The organism is Noviherbaspirillum sedimenti (assembly GCF_003590835.1).
Taxonomy (GTDB): domain Bacteria; phylum Pseudomonadota; class Gammaproteobacteria; order Burkholderiales; family Burkholderiaceae_D; genus Paucimonas; species Paucimonas sedimenti.
The window spans coordinates 1,196,864-1,215,404 of sequence record NZ_QYUQ01000002.1; the positions used below are offsets into that span (position 1 = coordinate 1,196,864).

Genomic DNA, 18,541 nt, shown 5'->3' on the forward strand with positions numbered 1-18,541 from the left:
GCCGACGAAGCGGGACAGTTGGAACGCTCGGTTTGCGCCAGTCAGCCTTTCACTTCGAGGAAGTCCCGCAGAGCAGCAAGGAGCGCTTCGGGCCGTTCTTCAGCCGGGTAATGACCACTACCTGGAATGATGACCGATACGACGTCATCGCACACGGAACGCAGCTCGGCCTCGACGCTGCCACCACATGCCAGCTCCCCCGAGAACGCCAACACCGGCAGGCTTAGCCGGCGCTGCATGCGCTCGCGGTTCTGCGGAATGGAGGCATCAATCGCCCGGTAGTAATCGAAACTGGCGCGCAAGGCATCCGGGTCGCGCAGCTGCTCGATATAGAAGTCGCGCGCATGCTTGGGAAGCGCTTCGGGCGATCCTGATTTGGTCGCAAACTGGTGACCAAAGTAGATGTCTTCACGACCCTGCACCAGCGCTTCGTTCACGCCTAATGCGCGATTGAAGTTGAAGTGCCACAGAAAGTCGCTCAGCCACCGGTCGTCGGGCAGCAGCGGCGGCGAGGCGGAGATGCCGGGGATGAGCGCCTCCCCCAGCGCGATGCGCTCGATGCGTCCTGGTTGGTCATGTGCCATGGCGAAGCCTGTCCACATGCCGATGTCGTGGCCGGCCATCGCGAACCTGTCAAAACCCAGAGCATCCATCAGTGCGAACATATCGGCAGCGAGCGACCGTGAGTCGTAGCCTTCACGCGGCTTGTCTGACAGTCCGACGCCGCGCGGATCGGCGGCAATGACCGTGAAGGAACGTGCCAGCGGCAACATGAGATACCGCCAGGCATACCAATTCTGTGGCCAGCCCCCGAGTAGCAGGAGCGGCGGTCCTTCACCACCTATGACCGCATGGAGATTCAAATCGCCGGACGGAACGAGGTAACTATCGAAAACTTCAGTAAAGCCTTCAGGAAGCGATGGAACGCCATGCACTGAACCGAAGTCCTTAGTGCGCTGAAATGTAGTGAGGAATGTCATTGGAAGAGCCGATTACATTGATGTAGTGGTCATGCCATAAATTGGCAAAATCAAGAGAATTTAATCAAGGGTTTCCATGATCTTCAGATACTGCTCGTGGCGTTTTTGGGCAGTGCCGAGGGGTTGCCGGTCTCAAGCTTGCAGCGCGGACTCAAAGTGATCCGAATTCACCGCGCTGGTATGCGGCAAGGCGCGCAGCCAGCGCTTCGGCAGACGCCAGTGCCAACGACCCTTGCCAATGCACCGGCTGACGCAACGGGATGCCAGAGAACACGACAGCCTTGGCATTGCCGTCCTTCACCTGTAGCGCTATTTCACGAGGCGTGGTCTGTGCCGGAAACACGGGCAACCGTGGTTCGTTGGCATCAAAGGATAGTCCATCAATTTCCAGCGTGCCGAAAATCGGCATGATGAAAGCACTGTGGCCGGCCGCAACCGGCACGGACAGACTGGCCCCCTGATCAAGAGAGATGTCAAGCAGGCAAACCTCCGTCGGCGGATGCAGCGGAGAATGTGCGTCACCAAAGCTCCCCAGCGGTACGCGGACTTTAGCACCAGGCAACTGCACGACCGGCACGTCCTGCGGCTCAAGGCTTAATGCAAAAGCTTCAGCGTCCTGCCGATCAACCGCCAGATTCACGAAGATTTGCAGCATATGCACGGTCTTGCCTGAAACGGCGGGAACCTCGTCATGAACCACGCCCCGGCCGGCAGCCGTCCAGTGGAGGCCGCCGGGCTGGATGCGGTTGCGAGTATCCAGCGAATCCCGATTGTTGATCCCGGTTTCCGAATCGAGAAAGACGTAGGACACTGCGGAGAAACCCGCATGAGGATGTGTCGGGAAGCTTGCCACACTCATCCAGGCATGATCGACACCGAGAAAGGGGTCAATCGGTGCGGCCATCTCGCCACCCCGCAGGGAGTAAGCGCGAAAGCCGCTGCCGATGTTCATGCGATGTAGCTGGGCGATATCGCTCATGACAGCGTTCCTCAGTTAGCGCTCGTTCCGCTCAGCGACGGATAGTCGGTGTAGCCTTGTGCGCCCGGAGAATAGAAGGTGTTCTTGTCCGGTGTGTTGAGTGGAGCACCTTGGCGGAAGCGTTCGGGCAGGTCAGGATTGGCCAGGAAGGCACCGCCGAACACCGTCGCATCGGCCCGGCCATCGGCCAGGGCAGCCTCTGCAACTGTTTGGTCGAGACCGCCGCCCATCAGGTAGGCGCCGTTAAAGCGCGGGCGCAACAGGGCATGGTAATCGACCTTGGCGCCGAACAGCGCAACATGCAGGTAAGCCAGATTCAGGTCACGCAGTTGCTCGACCAGGTAGGTGTAGGTTTGCAGAGGATTGTCATCGACGATGTCGTTGAAGTTCATTTCCGGGGAAATCTTGATCCCGACGCGATCCCCACCGGCCTCGGCGACCATTGCTGCCAGAACGTCGAGCACGAATCGGGCGCGATTGGCGGCAGAGCCACCGTATTGATCCTGGCGCTGGTTGCTGCCGGAAGACAGGAACTGCTCAGGCAGATAGCCCGAAGCGGTGTGCAACTCGACACCATCAAAGCCGGCCTCCAGGGCACGGCGGGTAGCTATACGGTATTCATCGATCACACCGGCAATCTCGTCCAGTCTGAGTTCGCGGGGGGTGACAAAGTCCTGCAAGCCACTGGCTGTCCAGGTCTGACCGGCCGGCTTGATCGCGGAAGGCGCGACGGGTTGTGCTTCATTCGGCAGCAGCGACGGATGCGAGATACGACCGCAGTGCATCACTTGCATGAAGATTCGGCCACCCTTGGCATGGACGGCCTCGGTCACTTTCTTCCAGGCAGCAACCTGGGCATCGGTCGCTATTCCCGGGGTGCGCACATAGCCCTTACCCATGGCCGACGGGAAGACACCTTCGGTGATGATCAAACCGGCGCTGGCGCGTTGGACGTAATAGGCGGCAACCAGGTCGCTCGGGATGCCGTTGTCGTCGGAACGTGAGCGGGTCATCGGCGCCATGACCAGGCGATTGGGCAAGGTATGACGACCGATTTGAACGGGTGTGAAGAGTGGGTTCATGGTGCGATCCTCAGTGGTTTAGTGTGGAAGCATCTTATTCCCAAAAAAATTCGAGTTAAAGTAGCTAAAATGGGAATGATTGATCCACCTATGGAGCAATGCGGATGGAGTTTTTGAATGACATGGCCTTGTTCGTCGAAGTGGTCAAGGCGCGGGGCTTCCGCCATGCAGCAGAGGCAGTCGGGATACCCAACTCCACGGTATCGCGTCGCATCAGTGCCCTGGAAAAGGCTATTGGACTGCGCCTGCTGCACCGGACAACACGCAAGATCGAGTTGACGGAGGCCGGTCAGATCTATTTCGAGCGCTGCAAACGCATTGTCGATGAGGCGAGACTCGCCCATGAACAACTGGGGGAGATGTTGGCGCAGCCGAGTGGCGTATTGCGCGCCTCATTGCCGGTGGATTTTGCGACTATCTATCTGGCGCCGCTGATTACCGAATTCGCTCGCCGCTATCCGGGCATCAGCTTCGATTTTGACCTGACGCCTCGCCTGGTTGACCTCGTGGCTGAACCCTTCGATGTCGCCATTCGCATGGGCAACCCTCCGGACTCGAATCTGATTGCACGGCAGTTAGCCAACCTGGCGTGTTCTCTCTACGCCTCGCCGCCCTATCTCGAGCAATTTGGCGAACCGTCCCATCCTGCCGATTTGGCGCAGCACGAGTGCCTGGGATTCCGTAGCGGTAAGATCAGTACATGGAGGTTGCACAATGCCGCTGAGTCGGTTGAGGTGACAGTCGGCGGCCGGTTTCAACTCAATAGCATTGGCTTGATCCGGCGACTGGCGACGCTTGATCAAGGAATCGCCCTCCTGCCTGCTGAAATCGTCGCTGAAGACGTGGCTCTGGGGCGCTTACGTCGAATTCTTCCAGAGTGGGCGGGGCCGGCAACCCCCGTCTACGCGATGACCGAAACGCGCCTGTTACCGGCGAAGACACAGCGTTTCATTGAGTTTCTGCGAGAACGACTCAGCGCCCATACGCTCGCATGAAAGTTTCTACGACTAATCGCCTATAGACACGATGACGAGCGCGGAGAAGATCAGAATCGCGGCAACGGCGAATGTACTCCGCAGGCCGGCGGATGGCCAGCGTGCTCATGGAGAAGTTGGATTACAATGCAACAAGCTCGCACGCCCGGCCAGTAGCACTTGCAAATAGCAAAGTCAATCAGGGCGAAAGACTCAAACAACCTTCCCGCTTCCCGCCTTCCTTCTTGTGCCTATCAAACCATCACCCTATCTTTGGTTGTGTTTTTGCATGTGCGTGGGTGTCATGGGCACCGCCCTTGCAAGTCCTTTGTATCCACTGTACCAGCAAGCCTGGGGTTTGCAGCCTAGCCACATTACCCTCGTTTTTGTAGCTTATATGGTCGCCGCGCTGGCAAGCCTGTTGCTGCTGGCGCGCCTCAATGACCGTTATGGCTTCCTGCCCGTGCTGCGCGCCGGCCTGGTCATTGTCACTTTTGGGGTATTGATTTCGGCTTGCGCCTGGGATGTCCCTTCGCTGATCGTGGGTCGCGTGGTCATCGGCGTGGCGTCTGGGCTGATCACGACCTCGGCCTCACTGGGGCTGACGCAGATGGGCAATCAAGGCGACATGCAGCGCGCCTCGGCCACCACGAGCCTGATGATGGCCTTCGGTTTCGGGCTGGGGCCGGTGGTGGGCGGATTAGTCGCGCAGTGGGCGCCGGCGCCATTGGTGACGGCCTATGTGCCATCGCTACTGCTGGGGATAGTGGCCATCTGGGCATTGTGGAAAATGACCCTGCCTGCCCACCTGCAGGCGCCAGCCGCGCGGCAAGCAGTGCCGCTGCGTCTGCGCGAATGGCTACCCAAAGTGACGCTGCCTGAACCGCGCTTTGCGCGTCACTTTGCCCTTGGCAGCATGGGCGCCTTTTGCGCCTTCGGCATCTTCAGCCTCTACGCGTCGCTGGCGCCGAGCTTCATGGACCGCATGGTGCCGTGGCACGGGCCGGCCGTCTCGGGCCTGTCGATTGGCGTGATCCTGTTTTTGTCGGCTGCCGCCCAATACTTTGCCCGCCCCGTGCATCCCAAGACGGCAATGGTGGTGGGCCTTGCCGCGCTGGTGCTGTGTAACCTGCTGCTGTTGATCAATAACTTCATCGGCTCAGGCCTGCTGTTTGTGTTGAGCGTACTGACGACCGCACTGAGCCACGGATTGTGCAACCTCGCTGGCATCATGGTGGTAAACAAGGTCTCCACGCCCGCCAACCGTGCTGGCCTGATATCAACCTACCTGATGATCGGTTACTGTGGCACCATCGTGCCGATCCTGGGCGTAGGCTGGTTGTCCGACCACATTGGCCTGGCGCAGGCGCTGGTGGTGTTTTGCATTTGTATGGCGGCACTTGCCAGCGTATTGGCAGTGCTGACCTGGCGCACGCCCAAACTGGCCAACCCGCAAGGCTGACACAGGCCTCTGCACGTCGGCCCTACAACTCGGTATTGCGGATCTTGTCGAGCGCCTCGTCGATGCGCTCGACGCCGATGATGGTCAAGCCCTCGATCTTCTGTTTCGGCGCATTGGCCTTGGGGATCATGGCAATCGAAAATCCCAGCTTGGCGGCTTCGCGCAGGCGTTCCTGGCCGCGCGGTGCCGGCCGGATCTCGCCGGCCAGGCCGACTTCGCCGAACACCGCGAGGCCGCGCGGCAGCGGCTTGTTGCGCATCGACGATTGAATCGCCAGCATGACCGCGAGATCGGCGGCCGGCTCGGTGATCTTGACGCCGCCTACCGCATTGATGAAGACATCCTGGTCGAAGGCAGCCACGCCGGCATGCCGGTGCAAGACCGCCAGCAGCATCGCCAGGCGGTTCTGCTCCAGGCCGACCGACAGCCGCCGCGCATTGGGCACGTGCGAAGTATCGACCAGCGCCTGGATTTCCACCAGCAGCGGCCGCGTGCCTTCCTGGGTCACCATCACGCAGGAACCCGCGACCTGGCTGTCATGCTGCGACAGGAACAGCGCCGACGGGTTGGAAACGCCCTTCAGGCCCTTCTCCGTCATGGCGAACACGCCCAGTTCGTTGACCGCGCCGAAGCGGTTCTTGAAGGCGCGCACCAGGCGGAAACTGGAATGCGTGTCGCCCTCGAAATACAGCACGGTGTCGACGATGTGTTCCAGCACGCGCGGACCGGCCAGCGCGCCTTCCTTGGTGACATGGCCGACCAGGATGATGGTGACGCCGGTCTGCTTGGCAAAGCGCGTCAGTTGCGCCGCGCATTCGCGCACCTGCGCAACCGAACCCGGCGCCGAGGTCAGGGCGTCCGAATACAGGGTCTGGATCGAATCGATCACCGCCACCTGCGGCTTTTGTTCGGCCAGCGTGGCAAGGATCTTTTCCAGCTGGATTTCCGCCTGCAACTTCAAATCCTGCGCGTCGACCGCCAGGCGTTTCGCCCGCAGGGCGATCTGCGCGCCGGATTCCTCGCCGCTGACGTACAGGGCTTTGCGGTTGCGGGAGAGGTTGGCCAGCGCCTGCAGCAGCAGGGTCGACTTGCCGATGCCGGGGTCGCCGCCGATCAGCACCACGCCGCCGGCCACCAGGCCGCCGCCCAGCACCCGGTCGAATTCCTCGATGCCGGTGGAGAAACGCGGCACGTCGATCGCCTCGATATCCGCCAGACTCAGCACCGGAGTGGCTTGCGCCAGTCCCTGCTGCGGCGCCGAATAGCGGTTGCCGCCGCCGGTTTCGACCAGGGTTTCCACCAGGGTGTTCCACTGGCCGCAGGCCGGGCACTGGCCCGCCCATTTGGCCGAGACGCCGCCGCATTCGGTGCAGGTGTAATTGGTTTTGGCTTTGGCCATTGACGCCTTTTCAGTTTTCTACGACGCGCACCCGTGGCGCCAGTGCGCACATCAGCTCATAGCCGACCGTGCCGGCGGCGTTCGCCACTTCGTCGATCGGCAAGCCTGCACCCCACAGGGTGACGGCGCTGCCGATGCCGGCGCCCGGCACATCCGTCAGGTCGACGCTGAGCATGTCCATCGACACGGTGCCAAGCAGCCTGGTGCGCACGCCATCGACCAGCACCGGCGTGCCGCTGGGCGCATGGCGCGGGTAGCCGTCGGCATAACCGCAGGCGACCACGCCGACCGTCATCGGCCCGGTGGCGGCGAAGCGGCTGCCGTAGCCGACGGTTTCACCCGCCTCGATGTGCTGCATGCCGATGATCCGGCTGGTCAGGTGCATCGCCGGCTGCAGGTCGAAGCCCTGGGCGCTGCGCGCGCCCGGAGTGGCGCCGTACAGCATGATGCCGGGGCGGATCCAGTCAGCCTGTCCCTGCACTTGCGGATGCAGCAGGATGCCGGCGGAATTCGACAGGCTGCGCGGCCCAACCAGGCCTTCAGTCGCACGCTGAAAACGCGCCAGCTGTTCGGCCAGCGGCATGCCGGGATTGCCAGCCTCCTCGGCGTTGGCAAAATGCGTGATCATGCCGATCTGGCGCACGGCGGCAATGGCGCGCAACCTGGCATAGGCATCGCGAAAAGCCTCCGGCCGGAAGCCGAGCCGGTTCATGCCGCTGTTGAGTTTCAGGTGCACATCGACGGGACCCGGCAGGCCAGCCTGTTCGAGCATGCGAATCTGTTCATCGCAGTGGATGGCGATATCCAGCTGGTGCTGCGCCACCACTTGCATGTCCGCCAACTCGAACACGCCTTCCAGCAACAGGATGGGCTTTTGCCAACCCAGCTCGCGCAATTGCACCGCGCCCTCGACTTCGATCAGGGCCAGTCCGTCAGCGTCGGCAAAGCCGCGCATGCCGCGCGCCAGTCCATGGCCGTAGGCATTGGCCTTGACCACCGCCCAGATTTTCGACTGCGGCGCGCATCGCCTGGCCACTGCCAGGTTATGTCTTAACGCGGAAATATCGATAGTGGCAAGCAGCGGACGTGGCATGAATACGATTAATCTATAACAGCGGAATCACTCCCATTTTACCGGACTGGAAAGGAATCCGGTGTGGATCAGATCGCTGTCGGGGCGGCTTTTCATGGTATAAACGCTGGATAGAAACAATCCACCAGTTTAGACATGCGGATGAATCGCGGCTTTTACACCATCATGGCGGCGCAGTTTTTTTCTTCGCTCGCCGACAATGCCCTCCTGATCGTAGCCATTGCCGTATTGACAGTCATGAATGCACCGGAGTGGATGACTCCGTTACTGAAACTGTTTTTCGTCCTTTCCTATGTCGTACTGGCGGCTTTCGTCGGCGCCTTTGCGGATGCCCTGCCCAAGGGCCGTGTCATGCTGATCACCAACCTGGTCAAGGTGGTTGGCTGTGCGCTCATGTTTGTCGACGTGCATCCCCTCGTCGCTTACGGCGTGGTCGGCCTCGGCGCCGCCGCCTATTCGCCGGCCAAGTATGGCATCCTGACCGAACTGCTGCCGCCGGAAAAACTCGTGGCGGCCAATGGCTGGATCGAAGGCTTGACGGTTTCCTCGATCATCCTGGGTACGGTATTGGGGGGCGCGCTGGTCAATCCGGCAATCTCCGGCCAATTGCTCGATCTGAATATCCCGCTGATTAACACTGGCATCGACACGCTGGCGGAATCGGCGCTGATGGTCATCATGCTGGGCTATCTGCTGGCATCCCTTTTCAATTTCCGCATTCCCGACACCGGGGCGCGTTATCCGCACCAGGAACGCAACCCGATCAAGCTGTTCGCCGACTTCGCCCGCTGCTGTGTAACACTCTGGAATGACCGCCTGGGCCAAATCTCGCTGGCGGTCACCACGCTGTTCTGGGGTGCCGGCGCGACCCTGCAATTCATCGTATTGAAATGGGCGGAACATTCGCTGCAACTGCCTCTGGCCAAAGCGGCAACCATGCAAGGGGTGGTGGCGATCGGCATTGCCGCCGGCGCCATCGCGGCGGCCCGCTTCGTGCCCCTGAAAAAATCGCTCTCCGTCATGCCGCTGGGCGTGGCGATGGGCGTGACGGTGATGACCATGACGCTGGTTAATTCGCTGTGGCTCGCCTACCCGCTACTGATCCTGGTAGGCGCTCTGGCCGGTTATTTCGTGGTGCCGATGAATGCCCTGCTGCAGCACCGTGGCCATGTGCTGATGAGCGCAGGCCATTCGATTGCCGTGCAAAACTTCAATGAAAACCTGTCGGTGCTTTTCATGCTGATATTGTATGCAGTCATGATCAAGCTGGACCTGAGCGTGAATATCGTCATCATCCTGTTCGGCAGCTTCGTCGCCGCCATCATGTTGCTGATCATGCGCCGGCATGCGGCCAACCAGCGCGAGCACGATTCGCTGACGCTGATCGGCGAACCGAAGCATTAGGCGGCGCCAACTCCCGGTCGGCGCCGCTGGCCGGCGCGCTCACGCCAGTCATCGGGCACGATGAAGCCGCGTCCGACTTCGAGCGCGGCATCCGGCGTCATTTCCAGCAAGGCAACCAGCAGCGGCATGCTGTCATGGGCGAAATGTTCCGCCAACGCGGCGTCCAGGGCTTGCCGGTCCAGCGCCTGTTGCGGCGCCACCCGGGCCGGCGCCAGCCAGCTTAGCCTGGGCAAAATGACCGCATGATGCACATCGAGCTGTTCGACTTCCGCCAGTGCGCACCAGAAGCCGCGACAGTGGCCGGCAGCCACGCCGGGCGACGCCACCGCGCCCTCGTCATGCCGATGATAAAACAGCCAGCCCTTGAGCAGGGCCTGCGCGCGCGCCACCGGCTGCGGCAGATAGCGCTGCGCGGCCGGATGTTGCGCCAAAATCAACTGCCGCGAAAAAATCTTGTGCATCTTTGCGCCGAGCGTATCGGCCAGGTTCGGGCCGACAAAGTAATCGGCAGCCTGCCCTGCCCCGCTGGGCTCCAGCAGGTAGAACTTGGTGGCAAATTCCCAATGCAGCAAATCGTCGCCCTGCTGCAGCAGGAAGTCGAATTCGCCAATGGTTTCGTTGCTGTCGGTGCGCACCTGCACGCCGTGCGCGCGCAGGACGCCCTGCGCGGCGAAATAAAACGCCATCAAGCGTTCGGCATAGCGGCCGAGCCGGGTGAATGGCTGGATTGCCAGGTATTCATGCAGCGCCTGCGGCGCCAGGTCGAGCGCCGCCAGCCATTGCAGCGTTGCCGGTGGCAGCGGCGCACCGATCGAGGCGACCTGCCCGGGCCACTGCGGCGCCGCCGGATCGAGCAGATCGGGCGAGTCCAGCAGCCATGCGAGCGCGCGCACATGTGGATCGCGCAAGTGGCCCCAGCGCAGATGGAAGCGCTGCTGGCAGGACTGTGCCGGCGCTTCAGCGCGTGCTTGCAGTATCGGCATGGGTGGCCATGGCAAGGCAGAGGTCGCGCCAGGCCTTGCCCTTTTCTTCGGGTGCGCGCAGCAGGTAAGCAGGATGGTAGGTCACCACCAGCGGCACGCCGGCGTGGCGATGCACTTGACCGCGCAACTTTGCCACCGGCGTGTCGGCAGCTGCCTGCAGCAACGCCAGCGCGGCGCTCTTGCCGAGCGCGACGATAACGCTGGGCTGGATCAGGGCAATCTGGCGTTCCAGGTGAGGCAGGCACGCCGCGATCTCTGCCGGCGTCGGCGGCCGGTCGCGGCCATTCTCGCCGGTCGGGCGGCATTTGACAGCATTGGCGATATAGGCATTGTCGCCGCGCCGCAGGCCCATCGCCGCCAGCATGTTGTCGAGCAGCTTGCCGGCGGGACCGACGAAGGGCTCGCCCTGCAGATCCTCGTTGTAACCCGGCCCTTCGCCGACAAAGAGCCACTTTGCCTGGCGATCGCCGCTGCCAAACACGGTGCGCGTGCGGCCTTCGCACAGGCGGCATTTAGTGCAGGCGGCAACGGTGGATTGCAAGCTTTCCCAATCCATGCGGTCGATGCCCTCGTCCGCTGGTGATGCGGACAACACATCCGGCGCATCTTCAAGCACCCAGTCCGGTACCGCTTCGTCCCACGCTGCCGGGCTGTCGGAGCGGGATGACGGTGCAGCCGGGGCAGTTGGGATAGCCGCAGTAGCCGGGACAACTGCGGCAAACGCCGGCGTCGGCCTTGCCGCAGCCGCATCGGCAAATGGCGCAGCAACTTGCGCCGCAATTTCGGCCGCCACTGGCAAGCTCACTGGCGCTGCAACCGCGGCGGCCGCCGTTGCCGGCGCCAGATCTGCTGGCTGCCGCTCGCGCAGCCGCCACAAGGGCCCCACGCCGATTTCCTGCAAAAAGCGCGCACGCCGGGGATCCATGGATGTCATAGGCACAACCTCATCACAATCGCATCTTCGCGGGCGCCGCCGGTGGCGGGATAGTATGCTTTGCGCAAGCCAATGCGCACATAGCCGTAACGCTCATATACCGCCAGCGCGCGCTGGTTGGAGGGGCGCACTTCCAGCAGGATCGAGGTCATGCCCTGCCCGCGCGCCAGCGCGCCAACCCGGTCCAGCAGCCTGCGCCCCAGCCCCTGCCCCTGCAGGTCGGCACGCACGCTGATATTCAACAGATGCATTTCGTCAACCACCGGCATCGCCAGGAAATAGCCGGCCAGTTTGAACGTCGGCTCCCGCACCACCCAGGCTTCATAGCCGCTGGCGAGCGAATCGAGAAAATTGCCGCGGCTCCAGGGATGCGGATAGACGCTGTTCTCGATCGCCAACACTTGTTCGATATCGGCGTCCTGCATGGGCTCCAGTATCAGCATGTCGGGATTTTCGGGCTGCATCCCGGCTGGCCACGTCAGGTTCACGCCGCCGCTCCCGCCTTGGCCAGGCGCTCGCTGGTGGTCAGTGCGACCTTGTTGCGCAGGTACAGTGGTTGCGCATCCTGCGCCGCCAGCGTTTCGCCGCGGGCGAACGCCAGGCGCGCCAGTTGCGCGATCTGCAACGCATGCGGCATCACGTCGGGCAAGGCGCCGGCGGCGAAGGCGGCGCCGGCGAAGGCATCGGCATACGCCTGCAAGCCGTTGCCGCATGCCACGGCCGTGCCTCGCGGCGCCACCGCTGCCGGCGCGGACAGCGTCGGCGCCACCACTTCCCGCCAGCCGCCGCTGTCGTCGCCGTCGCGATCTTCATAGCGATACTGCGCCCAGTACACTTCGCCCATGCGGGCGTCGAGAATCGCGAGCACGTCGGCAGCGCCGCTACGGCTGCGGCAAGCCTGCGCCATTGCCAGCAAGGTCACGACCGGAATCACCGGACGCCGGCTGCCAAAAGCCAGGCCCTGCACCACGCCGGCCGCCGTGCGCACGCCGGTAAACGAACCCGGGCCGCTGCCGAACGCCAGCGCCTCGCATTGTTCCAGGCGGATGCCGGCCTGCCCGAGCAGGCGTTGCACCAGCGGCAAAATCGCGGCCGAATGGGTCTTGCCCCCGTCGGCTTCCTGGGTGAATAGCTGGTCACCCAACAACAGGGCAGCCGAGGCGCGCTCGGCGGATGTTTCAATGGCAAGGATGGTAGGCATGCCGGTATTTTACCGCGCCCGCGCAGCGATGGCGCTGCGGCGCGAACGCTTTCCACGCTGTTGCTGCCGGCAGGAAGTCTGTTAACATGTCAACTGCGGCAGCGGCTGCGAACAAGAACACAAATAAGCATAACCAGCGCAGCCATCCCGGGCGCAAGCGACACCCAATAAGCGACACCCCATAAGCGACACCAAATAACGGCGAATATGGACCACCCACCGCAGGAACCGGTACTTTCCCTCTTTCTGGCATCTTCCGTGCACGACATGAAGAATTCGGTCGGCATGTTGTCGGCTTCGCTGGAAAAGCTGCTGGGCGAACTCGATCCGCAAGCCTTCGCCGCCTACCAGGAAATGGCGCACATGCTGTTTGAAGTGCGGCGCGTCAATGGCAACCTGACCCAGCTGCTGACCTTGTACAAGCTGGGGGAACGCCTGTACCCCTTCGACCCGCAGGCCTGTGCCATCGACCAGTGCGCGCTGGAGCTGGAGTCGATGAACCGCACCCTGCTCGATTCCCGCGGCATCACCCTGTATGTCGACAATCCGCCCGGCCTGATCTGGCATTTCGATGAAGACCTGATTGGCGGCGTGCTCAACCATGCGATCAACAATGCCATCCGCTACACCCATGACAAGATCCGGCTGGCGTTCACCCTGCACGACGGCCGCCTGGAAGTCCGTGTGGAAGACAATGGCCCGGGCTATCCGGAAGCGCTGCTCGCGGCGCCCGCAGCATGCCAGGGCGTCAACTTCGGTAGCGGCAGCACCGGCCTGGGCCTGTATTTCGCGCGCGAAGTCGCCAGCCTGCACCGCCATCGCGAGCGGCAAGGCACGCTGCGCCTGGAAAACGGCGGCGCCCTCGGCGGCGGCTGCTTCATCCTGGAACTTCCGTGATTAACTGCCCTGAATCCGGCTGCCTGACATGAATCATCCCGCACATCCCGACTGGTCGCGCAAGACTTATCTGGTGATCGATGATTTTTCCATCGTCCACCGCATGCTGCGCGACATGCTGCGCAAGCTCGGCGCGGTGGCGATCGACACCGTCAAGAATGGCGCCGATGCCATCGCCCTGCTGCGCGAAAAGCCTTACGACGTGGTCCTGTGCGACTACAATTTTTCCGAAGGCCCGAATGGCCAGCAAATCCTGGAAGAAGCCCGGCATCGCGAACTGCTCGGCCTGACCTGCATCTGGCTCATGGTCAGTTCGGAAAAAGCCGTCGAAACCGTGATGGGCGCGGCCGAAATGGCGCCCGACGGTTACATCCTCAAGCCGCTGACCGATTCGCTGCTGCTGGCACGCCTGAACCGTGCCTGGGACCGCAAGCAGGCCTTCACCGCCATCGACCGCGCCTATGCCGCGCGCGATTACCGGCGGGCGGCAGCCTTGTGCGACCAGGGCCTGGCCAGTACGCCGGTCCATGCCATGGATCTGCTGCGCATGAAAGCCGGCCTGCTGCTCAAGGCCGGCTTGCACCAGGCGGCGCGGCAGGCGTATGAACAGGCGCTGGCGCAGCGCGAACAGGTCTGGGCCAAGGCTGGCCTGGCGCGGCTCGACTGCCTCGAAGGCCGTCATGCCGACGCCAAACAGCGGCTGCTGAAAATCGTCCGCGAACACCCGTCTTTTCTGGATGCCTACGACCAGCTGGCGCAAACCCTGCAATCGCTGGGCGAAACCGCTGCGGCGCTGGCGGTACTGGAACACGCGGCGCGGCTGTCGCCGTATGCCGTCATGCGGCAGAAAAACCTCGGCGACCTTGCCCTGCAGCTCGGCAAATTGGACGTTGCTGAACAGGCCTACCAGACCAGCATCGCGGTCGGCGAATATTCCATCCTGAACTCGCCCCACGCCTATCTGGGTCTGGCGCGACTATATGAGAATAGCGGGCGAGCAGACGCGGCCGTGGCATTGCTGGCGACGGCCAGGCAGCGCTTCCCTGACGCGCAGGTCGACTTGCCGGCGCAGATCGGCAAAAGCCAGGCCCACGCCCCGGCCGTCCAGGAAAAAACGCCTCCCACGCCGGCGACTGACCCCAAGGTCCAGGCCTTGCATCAGCGCGCGCAAGCCTTGCTCCGGTATATGGAAACCAATGGCTATAACCCAGTTTCCGCCGAAGAAGTCCGTGCCGTGCTGGCGCGGGCGGAAAAACTGGCGCCACGCCACGGCCATTCAGAGGAGCTACTTGCCGCCCTGCAAACGCTTGGCGCCGGCAGCAATGGCGGACGCATTGCCGCACGCAACTGACGGAAACACCTACAATACGCGCATGACTGCACTTACCCTGGAACAAGATAACCGACCCCAGATACGGGATTTGCTTGGCGACGATACCTGGATCGTCGCCTGTCTATGCGCCGCCTGGTGCGACGTCTGCAAGGCTTACCGCACCGGCTTCGACGAATTCGCCGCGCAACATCCCGACAAGTGTTTCCTGTGGATCGATGTCGAAGACCAGGCCGACCTGGTGGGCGACCTTGATATTGAAAATTTCCCCACCCTGCTGCTGCAGCGCGGCGACCAGGTCGCCTTCTTCGGCGCGATCCAGCCCGATATTGGCATCGCCAGACGCCTGTTATCCGCCTATGCGCAACAATCCACGGCGGAACTGCAAGCCGCAACGGCAGGCAATAATGACCGTCAAGCCTGGCAGGAAGCGTGCAATCTGCGCCAGCGCCTGCGCGACAATTAAGCTGGCAAAAACCGGCTTGTAACCAGAATCCCGCAATGCCAAACCACAACTTACAATTGTTACCGCAAATTTAGTTGCAAATTAGCCAATCATGGATTATCTTTTTGCCATTGATAATAAAATAATAATCCAGAGAGACGAAATGGCCTTTATCCACTCCGCCGGCGATGCGGCTACTTCCTGGAATATCCCCGGGCAGGCAGGCGCCAGCAGCGTATTCCTGCTGATCGACGGCGCGCAATATCCGGGTATCTGGCGCATTCTGCAATACCGCTTCCGCCGCCTGCCCTGGGTCAGCCTGGCCGATGCCGACTGTGCCAGCGAGTCCGGCCCGGTGCTGCTGCATGCCACCAGTGACCAGACCATGACACTTGCCTGGTTTCTGGAACACACCAAGGGTTTGCATTGCCTGAGCTGGATCGAGTCCTCGCTGGGATTGACAGCCATGCGCGACCATCTGCGCAGCCTGGCGCGAATCACGGCCGAAGACGGCGTCAGCTATGACATGCGCTTTTACGATACGCGCATCCTGCCGGCCTGGTACCAGATGCTCGATGCGCACCAGGAAGTGCATGCGCTCGGCCCGATCAATTCCTGGACCTACCTCGACCGCGATAGCTTGCCATGCACCCTGTTCGGCCATTCGCAAGCGCACGCACCTGCGGGCCAGACGCTGCAACTGAGCGCAACGCAGGAACGATCGCTGCTGGAAGCCACGCTGCCGGATATCGTCCTGGAATACCTCGAGCAGAATGGCAACGCCGACCTGGCCGCCATGCCGCCCGCACAGCGCTATGCCTTCATTGCCGACCAGGTGAAAAAGGCAAGCAGCCAGTACGGCATCGTCTCGATCCAGGAAATCGCGCTGTTCTGTTCGCTGGCGCTGGGCATCGGCTGCAATTTCGACAAGCTGCTGCCGGTAGCGCAAGTCTTGCAGAAATTTACCGGCGCCGCCGCGCGCAGCGCGGGCGGCTACGCTGCCCTGCAAAACGCCTGAACTTCAGGGAATAAATTCCACCGCAACTTCGCGCACATCGGCCCGCCCCTGCTGGTCGATGACGCGCAACTGGTATCGCCCTGGCGCGTTCGGCAGCCAGCCCAGGCCCTCGCTTGCGCGACTTTTGCCGACCAGGCCGCCATTGGCAAACCAGTACAGGGTCTGTCCGCTCGCCGCCGCGCTGGCGCGCAAGGCGATCGGCGTCATCTTCGACAATTGCATCGTATAGGTCGCGCCGCGGTTGGGTGACGTGATGACAGGTGCATCCTCCTGCGTACGATCGGCCTGCAGGCAATCCGGCATGGCAGGCGGTTGCCGGCGCGGCATGCCGGCTTCGCGGAACAGGCCTTGCATGTCGCTCGGCCAGAATTCATGGATTTCGATTCTGACATGCGGCCCGCTCTCGCAGGTGGGACTGCCGGTGCGGCTATCGATCTTTACTTCGCGATGCAGGCGGCTGATGCGGATCGGCGACTTGCCGGGAATGAACCAGGTCGATGACCTGTCCCTGCATGCCTCGTTGGGCAAGTCGCCGCTGGCGGTACATACCTCGACCCGCGTCACGTTCGGCGGCAATAGGCGTTCGGCCTCGTGGCCGTCGAGCTTCTGAGCGCGCAGACTGTCGACGATCTTGAAGAACAGCGGCGCGGCGGTACGGATGCCGATAAACGCCGCATTGCTGCTGCCATCGAAGTTGCCGACCCAGACGATCAGCACGTGCTGCCCCAGCACCCCGGCTGTCCAGGCATCGCGAAAACCCCAGGATGTGCCGGTTTTCCATGCAACCGGCGGCACCGCGGACGCCCCCGTATCCGGCCGCGCATTCGTCTTCAGCATTTGCAAGGTGATGAACGCCGCTTCCTCGGACAGCATGCGCTTTGTTTCTGCTGCCGGCTTAACCCCAAGCGGCAGACGCTCGTAGCGCAGCGGCAGCATCTCCCCGCGATTGCCCAGCATCAGATACAGCCGCGCCAGCTCTTCCATCGTCACTTCGCCGCCGCCCAGCGCCAGTGCCAGGCCATAGTGTTTTTCCGACGCCATGCCGGAGATTCCTGCGCTTTTCAGGAATGCATACAGGTTCGGTTGTTTCAATCTGGAGGCAATCGCAACTGCCGGCACATTGCGGCTGCGCACCAGGGCATCCTGTGCGGTAATGGGGCCGACGAACCTGCCGTCGAAATTCTCCGGGCTGAACGGACCAAAAGCAGTCGGCGCATCCTTCAGCACTGTCAAGGGATGCAGCAAACCCTGGTCGAGCGCCAGCCCATAGATGAAAGGTTTCAGGGTCGATCCCGGCGAGCGGCGGGCCTGGGCGCCGTTGACCTGGCCGTCGATAGCGCCATCGAAATAATCCGCCGAACCGACCAGCGCCCGCACCTCGCCGCTTTCACGATCGAGCAAGATGGCGCTGGCATTGCTGACGCCCTGGCCGCGCTGGTTATCGACGAACTGCGTCAGGATACGCTCAAGCGTGGTCTGCTTGCGCAGGTCGAGCGTCGACCACAGCTCACCATCCTTATTCATCCGCAATAGCACATCGGTCATGTGCGGCGCGCGAAATGGCAGGCTGGCAGTCGCTTTCAACTTGATCGGCGCCTGGATTTCCGCCTGATATTTCGCCGCTTCCCTGTGTTGTTTCAACCAGCGCAGCCACAGACGTTCGCGCGCCGTTGCCAGTGCTGCCGGCTGGTTCCGGGGCGGCGACATGCCGCCGCGCTTGCGCGGATTCTGCGGAATCACGGCCAGCGTCAACACCTCCGGCAGAGTCAACTGGCTGGCGCGCTTGTGGAAATAGATCAGGCTGGCCGCACCGACGCCTTCGATGTTACCGCCGTAGGGCGCCAGGTTCAGATAGGCTTCGAGGATCTCGCGCTTGCTGTAACGCGCCTCCAGCCAGAGCGCCGCCAGCAATTGCCGCAACTTGCCGCCGACTGTCTGGCTGCGGATGCGGTACAGGCGCCGCGCCAGTTGCATGGTAATGGTGGACGCGCCCTGGCGCGCGCCGTGGCCGTAGGTGGCGAGGCTCGCGCGCGCCAGCGCCAGCGGATTAACGCCGGCATGCCAGTAAAACCAGCGGTCTTCATACAGCAGCACAGCCTCGACCAGGCGCGGCTCGATCTCGGCGAGCGGCACCCATAAGCGGTATTGCTGATCCGACGCCAGCGCCAGCCGCAGCAATTCGCCATCGCTCGCATACAGCGCGGTTGAACCGGGCACGGCGGCGCGCAAGGAAGGATGCGGCCAGAGGCGCAGGCCAGTCAGTACCGCCAGCAGCAGGCCGGCGGCAATCAGGCAGCGCCTGCGCCGAACCAGCAGCGTCTCCACACGCGGCAGCCATGCCATGTTCATGCTGCCTCCTG

General features: G+C 62.4%; 17 protein-coding genes. 7 read left to right on the top strand and 10 right to left on the bottom strand.

The genetic code is table 11. From position 1 onward, the window contains the following. Positions 1–41 precede the first annotated feature (41 nt). The 3 genes from D3878_RS05585 to D3878_RS05595 form a co-directional block, all read right to left on the bottom strand. On the bottom strand, positions 42–980 hold the full coding sequence (locus D3878_RS05585) for an alpha/beta fold hydrolase (protein ID WP_119784567.1): 939 nt from the start codon (positions 978–980) through the stop codon (positions 42–44). 151 nt (positions 981–1,131) lie between these two features. After that, complete coding sequence (locus D3878_RS05590) at positions 1,132–1,959, bottom strand: pirin family protein (RefSeq protein ID WP_119784568.1); 828 nt, start codon at positions 1,957–1,959, stop codon at positions 1,132–1,134. A gap of 11 nt (positions 1,960–1,970) precedes the next feature. Then, complete coding sequence (locus D3878_RS05595; protein WP_119784569.1) at positions 1,971–3,041, bottom strand: alkene reductase; 1,071 nt, start codon at positions 3,039–3,041, stop codon at positions 1,971–1,973. A gap of 104 nt (positions 3,042–3,145) precedes the next feature. Here D3878_RS05595 and D3878_RS05600 point away from each other — a divergent pair, with 104 nt between their 5' ends. Both D3878_RS05600 and D3878_RS05605 read left to right on the top strand, forming a co-directional pair. Beyond that, positions 3,146–4,036 (top strand): LysR family transcriptional regulator, encoded by an 891-nt coding sequence (locus D3878_RS05600; protein ID WP_119784570.1) that lies wholly within the window; start codon positions 3,146–3,148, stop codon positions 4,034–4,036. 268 nt (positions 4,037–4,304) lie between these two features. Next, a complete protein-coding gene (locus D3878_RS05605; RefSeq protein ID WP_119784571.1) occupies positions 4,305–5,477 on the top strand; it encodes an MFS transporter in 1,173 nt (390 codons plus the stop codon). A gap of 22 nt (positions 5,478–5,499) precedes the next feature. On the opposite strand, the gene radA is transcribed toward D3878_RS05605, so the two are convergent. Then, positions 5,500–6,876, bottom strand: coding sequence for a DNA repair protein RadA (gene radA, locus D3878_RS05610; protein WP_119784572.1), 1,377 nt, complete (start codon positions 6,874–6,876; stop codon positions 5,500–5,502). Between the two features lie 10 nt (positions 6,877–6,886). Further along, positions 6,887–7,969 (bottom strand): alanine racemase, encoded by a 1,083-nt coding sequence (gene alr, locus D3878_RS05615; protein WP_119784573.1) that lies wholly within the window; start codon positions 7,967–7,969, stop codon positions 6,887–6,889. 141 nt (positions 7,970–8,110) lie between these two features. On the opposite strand from alr, the gene lplT reads away from it, so the two are divergent. Next, complete coding sequence (gene lplT, locus D3878_RS05620) at positions 8,111–9,373, top strand: lysophospholipid transporter LplT (RefSeq protein ID WP_119784574.1); 1,263 nt, start codon at positions 8,111–8,113, stop codon at positions 9,371–9,373. Here lplT and D3878_RS05625 read toward each other — a convergent pair. The 4 genes from D3878_RS05625 to tsaB are packed head-to-tail and all read right to left on the bottom strand — an operon-like array spanning position 9,370 to position 12,491. Further along, positions 9,370–10,356, bottom strand: coding sequence for a DUF1853 family protein (locus tag D3878_RS05625; protein WP_119784575.1), 987 nt, complete (start codon positions 10,354–10,356; stop codon positions 9,370–9,372). The two genes, lplT and D3878_RS05625, sit on opposite strands and share 4 nt — an antisense overlap. Then, positions 10,331–11,281: a uracil-DNA glycosylase gene (locus D3878_RS05630; RefSeq protein ID WP_420799493.1), complete on the bottom strand. Its 951-nt coding sequence runs from the start codon at positions 11,279–11,281 to the stop codon at positions 10,331–10,333. Before D3878_RS05630 ends, D3878_RS05625 begins: the two co-directional genes overlap by 26 nt. A gap of 5 nt (positions 11,282–11,286) precedes the next feature. Then, on the bottom strand, positions 11,287–11,754 hold the full coding sequence (rimI, locus tag D3878_RS05635) for a ribosomal protein S18-alanine N-acetyltransferase (RefSeq protein WP_233556460.1): 468 nt from the start codon (positions 11,752–11,754) through the stop codon (positions 11,287–11,289). A gap of 20 nt (positions 11,755–11,774) precedes the next feature. After that, on the bottom strand, positions 11,775–12,491 hold the full coding sequence (gene tsaB, locus D3878_RS05640; protein WP_119784577.1) for a tRNA (adenosine(37)-N6)-threonylcarbamoyltransferase complex dimerization subunit type 1 TsaB: 717 nt from the start codon (positions 12,489–12,491) through the stop codon (positions 11,775–11,777). A 207-nt stretch (positions 12,492–12,698) separates the two neighbouring features. On the opposite strand from tsaB, the gene D3878_RS05645 reads away from it, so the two are divergent. The 4 genes from D3878_RS05645 to D3878_RS05660 all read left to right on the top strand — a co-directional run bounded on the left by D3878_RS05645 (position 12,699) and on the right by D3878_RS05660 (position 16,181). Beyond that, on the top strand, positions 12,699–13,388 hold the full coding sequence (locus tag D3878_RS05645) for a sensor histidine kinase (RefSeq protein ID WP_119784578.1): 690 nt from the start codon (positions 12,699–12,701) through the stop codon (positions 13,386–13,388). Between the two features lie 28 nt (positions 13,389–13,416). Further along, positions 13,417–14,739 carry a response regulator gene (locus D3878_RS05650; RefSeq protein ID WP_119784579.1) on the top strand — a complete coding sequence of 441 codons (1,323 nt, stop codon included), beginning with the start codon at positions 13,417–13,419 and terminating at the stop codon, positions 14,737–14,739. A gap of 22 nt (positions 14,740–14,761) precedes the next feature. Further along, complete coding sequence (locus D3878_RS05655; RefSeq protein WP_119787725.1) at positions 14,762–15,184, top strand: thioredoxin family protein; 423 nt, start codon at positions 14,762–14,764, stop codon at positions 15,182–15,184. 142 nt (positions 15,185–15,326) lie between these two features. Next, positions 15,327–16,181, top strand: coding sequence for a DUF4123 domain-containing protein (locus D3878_RS05660; RefSeq protein WP_158592192.1), 855 nt, complete (start codon positions 15,327–15,329; stop codon positions 16,179–16,181). Positions 16,182–16,184: 3 nt separating this feature from the next. On the opposite strand, the gene pbpC is transcribed toward D3878_RS05660, so the two are convergent. Further along, positions 16,185–18,530 (bottom strand): penicillin-binding protein 1C, encoded by a 2,346-nt coding sequence (gene pbpC, locus D3878_RS05665; protein ID WP_233556241.1) that lies wholly within the window; start codon positions 18,528–18,530, stop codon positions 16,185–16,187. Positions 18,531–18,541: the final 11 nt, after the last annotated feature.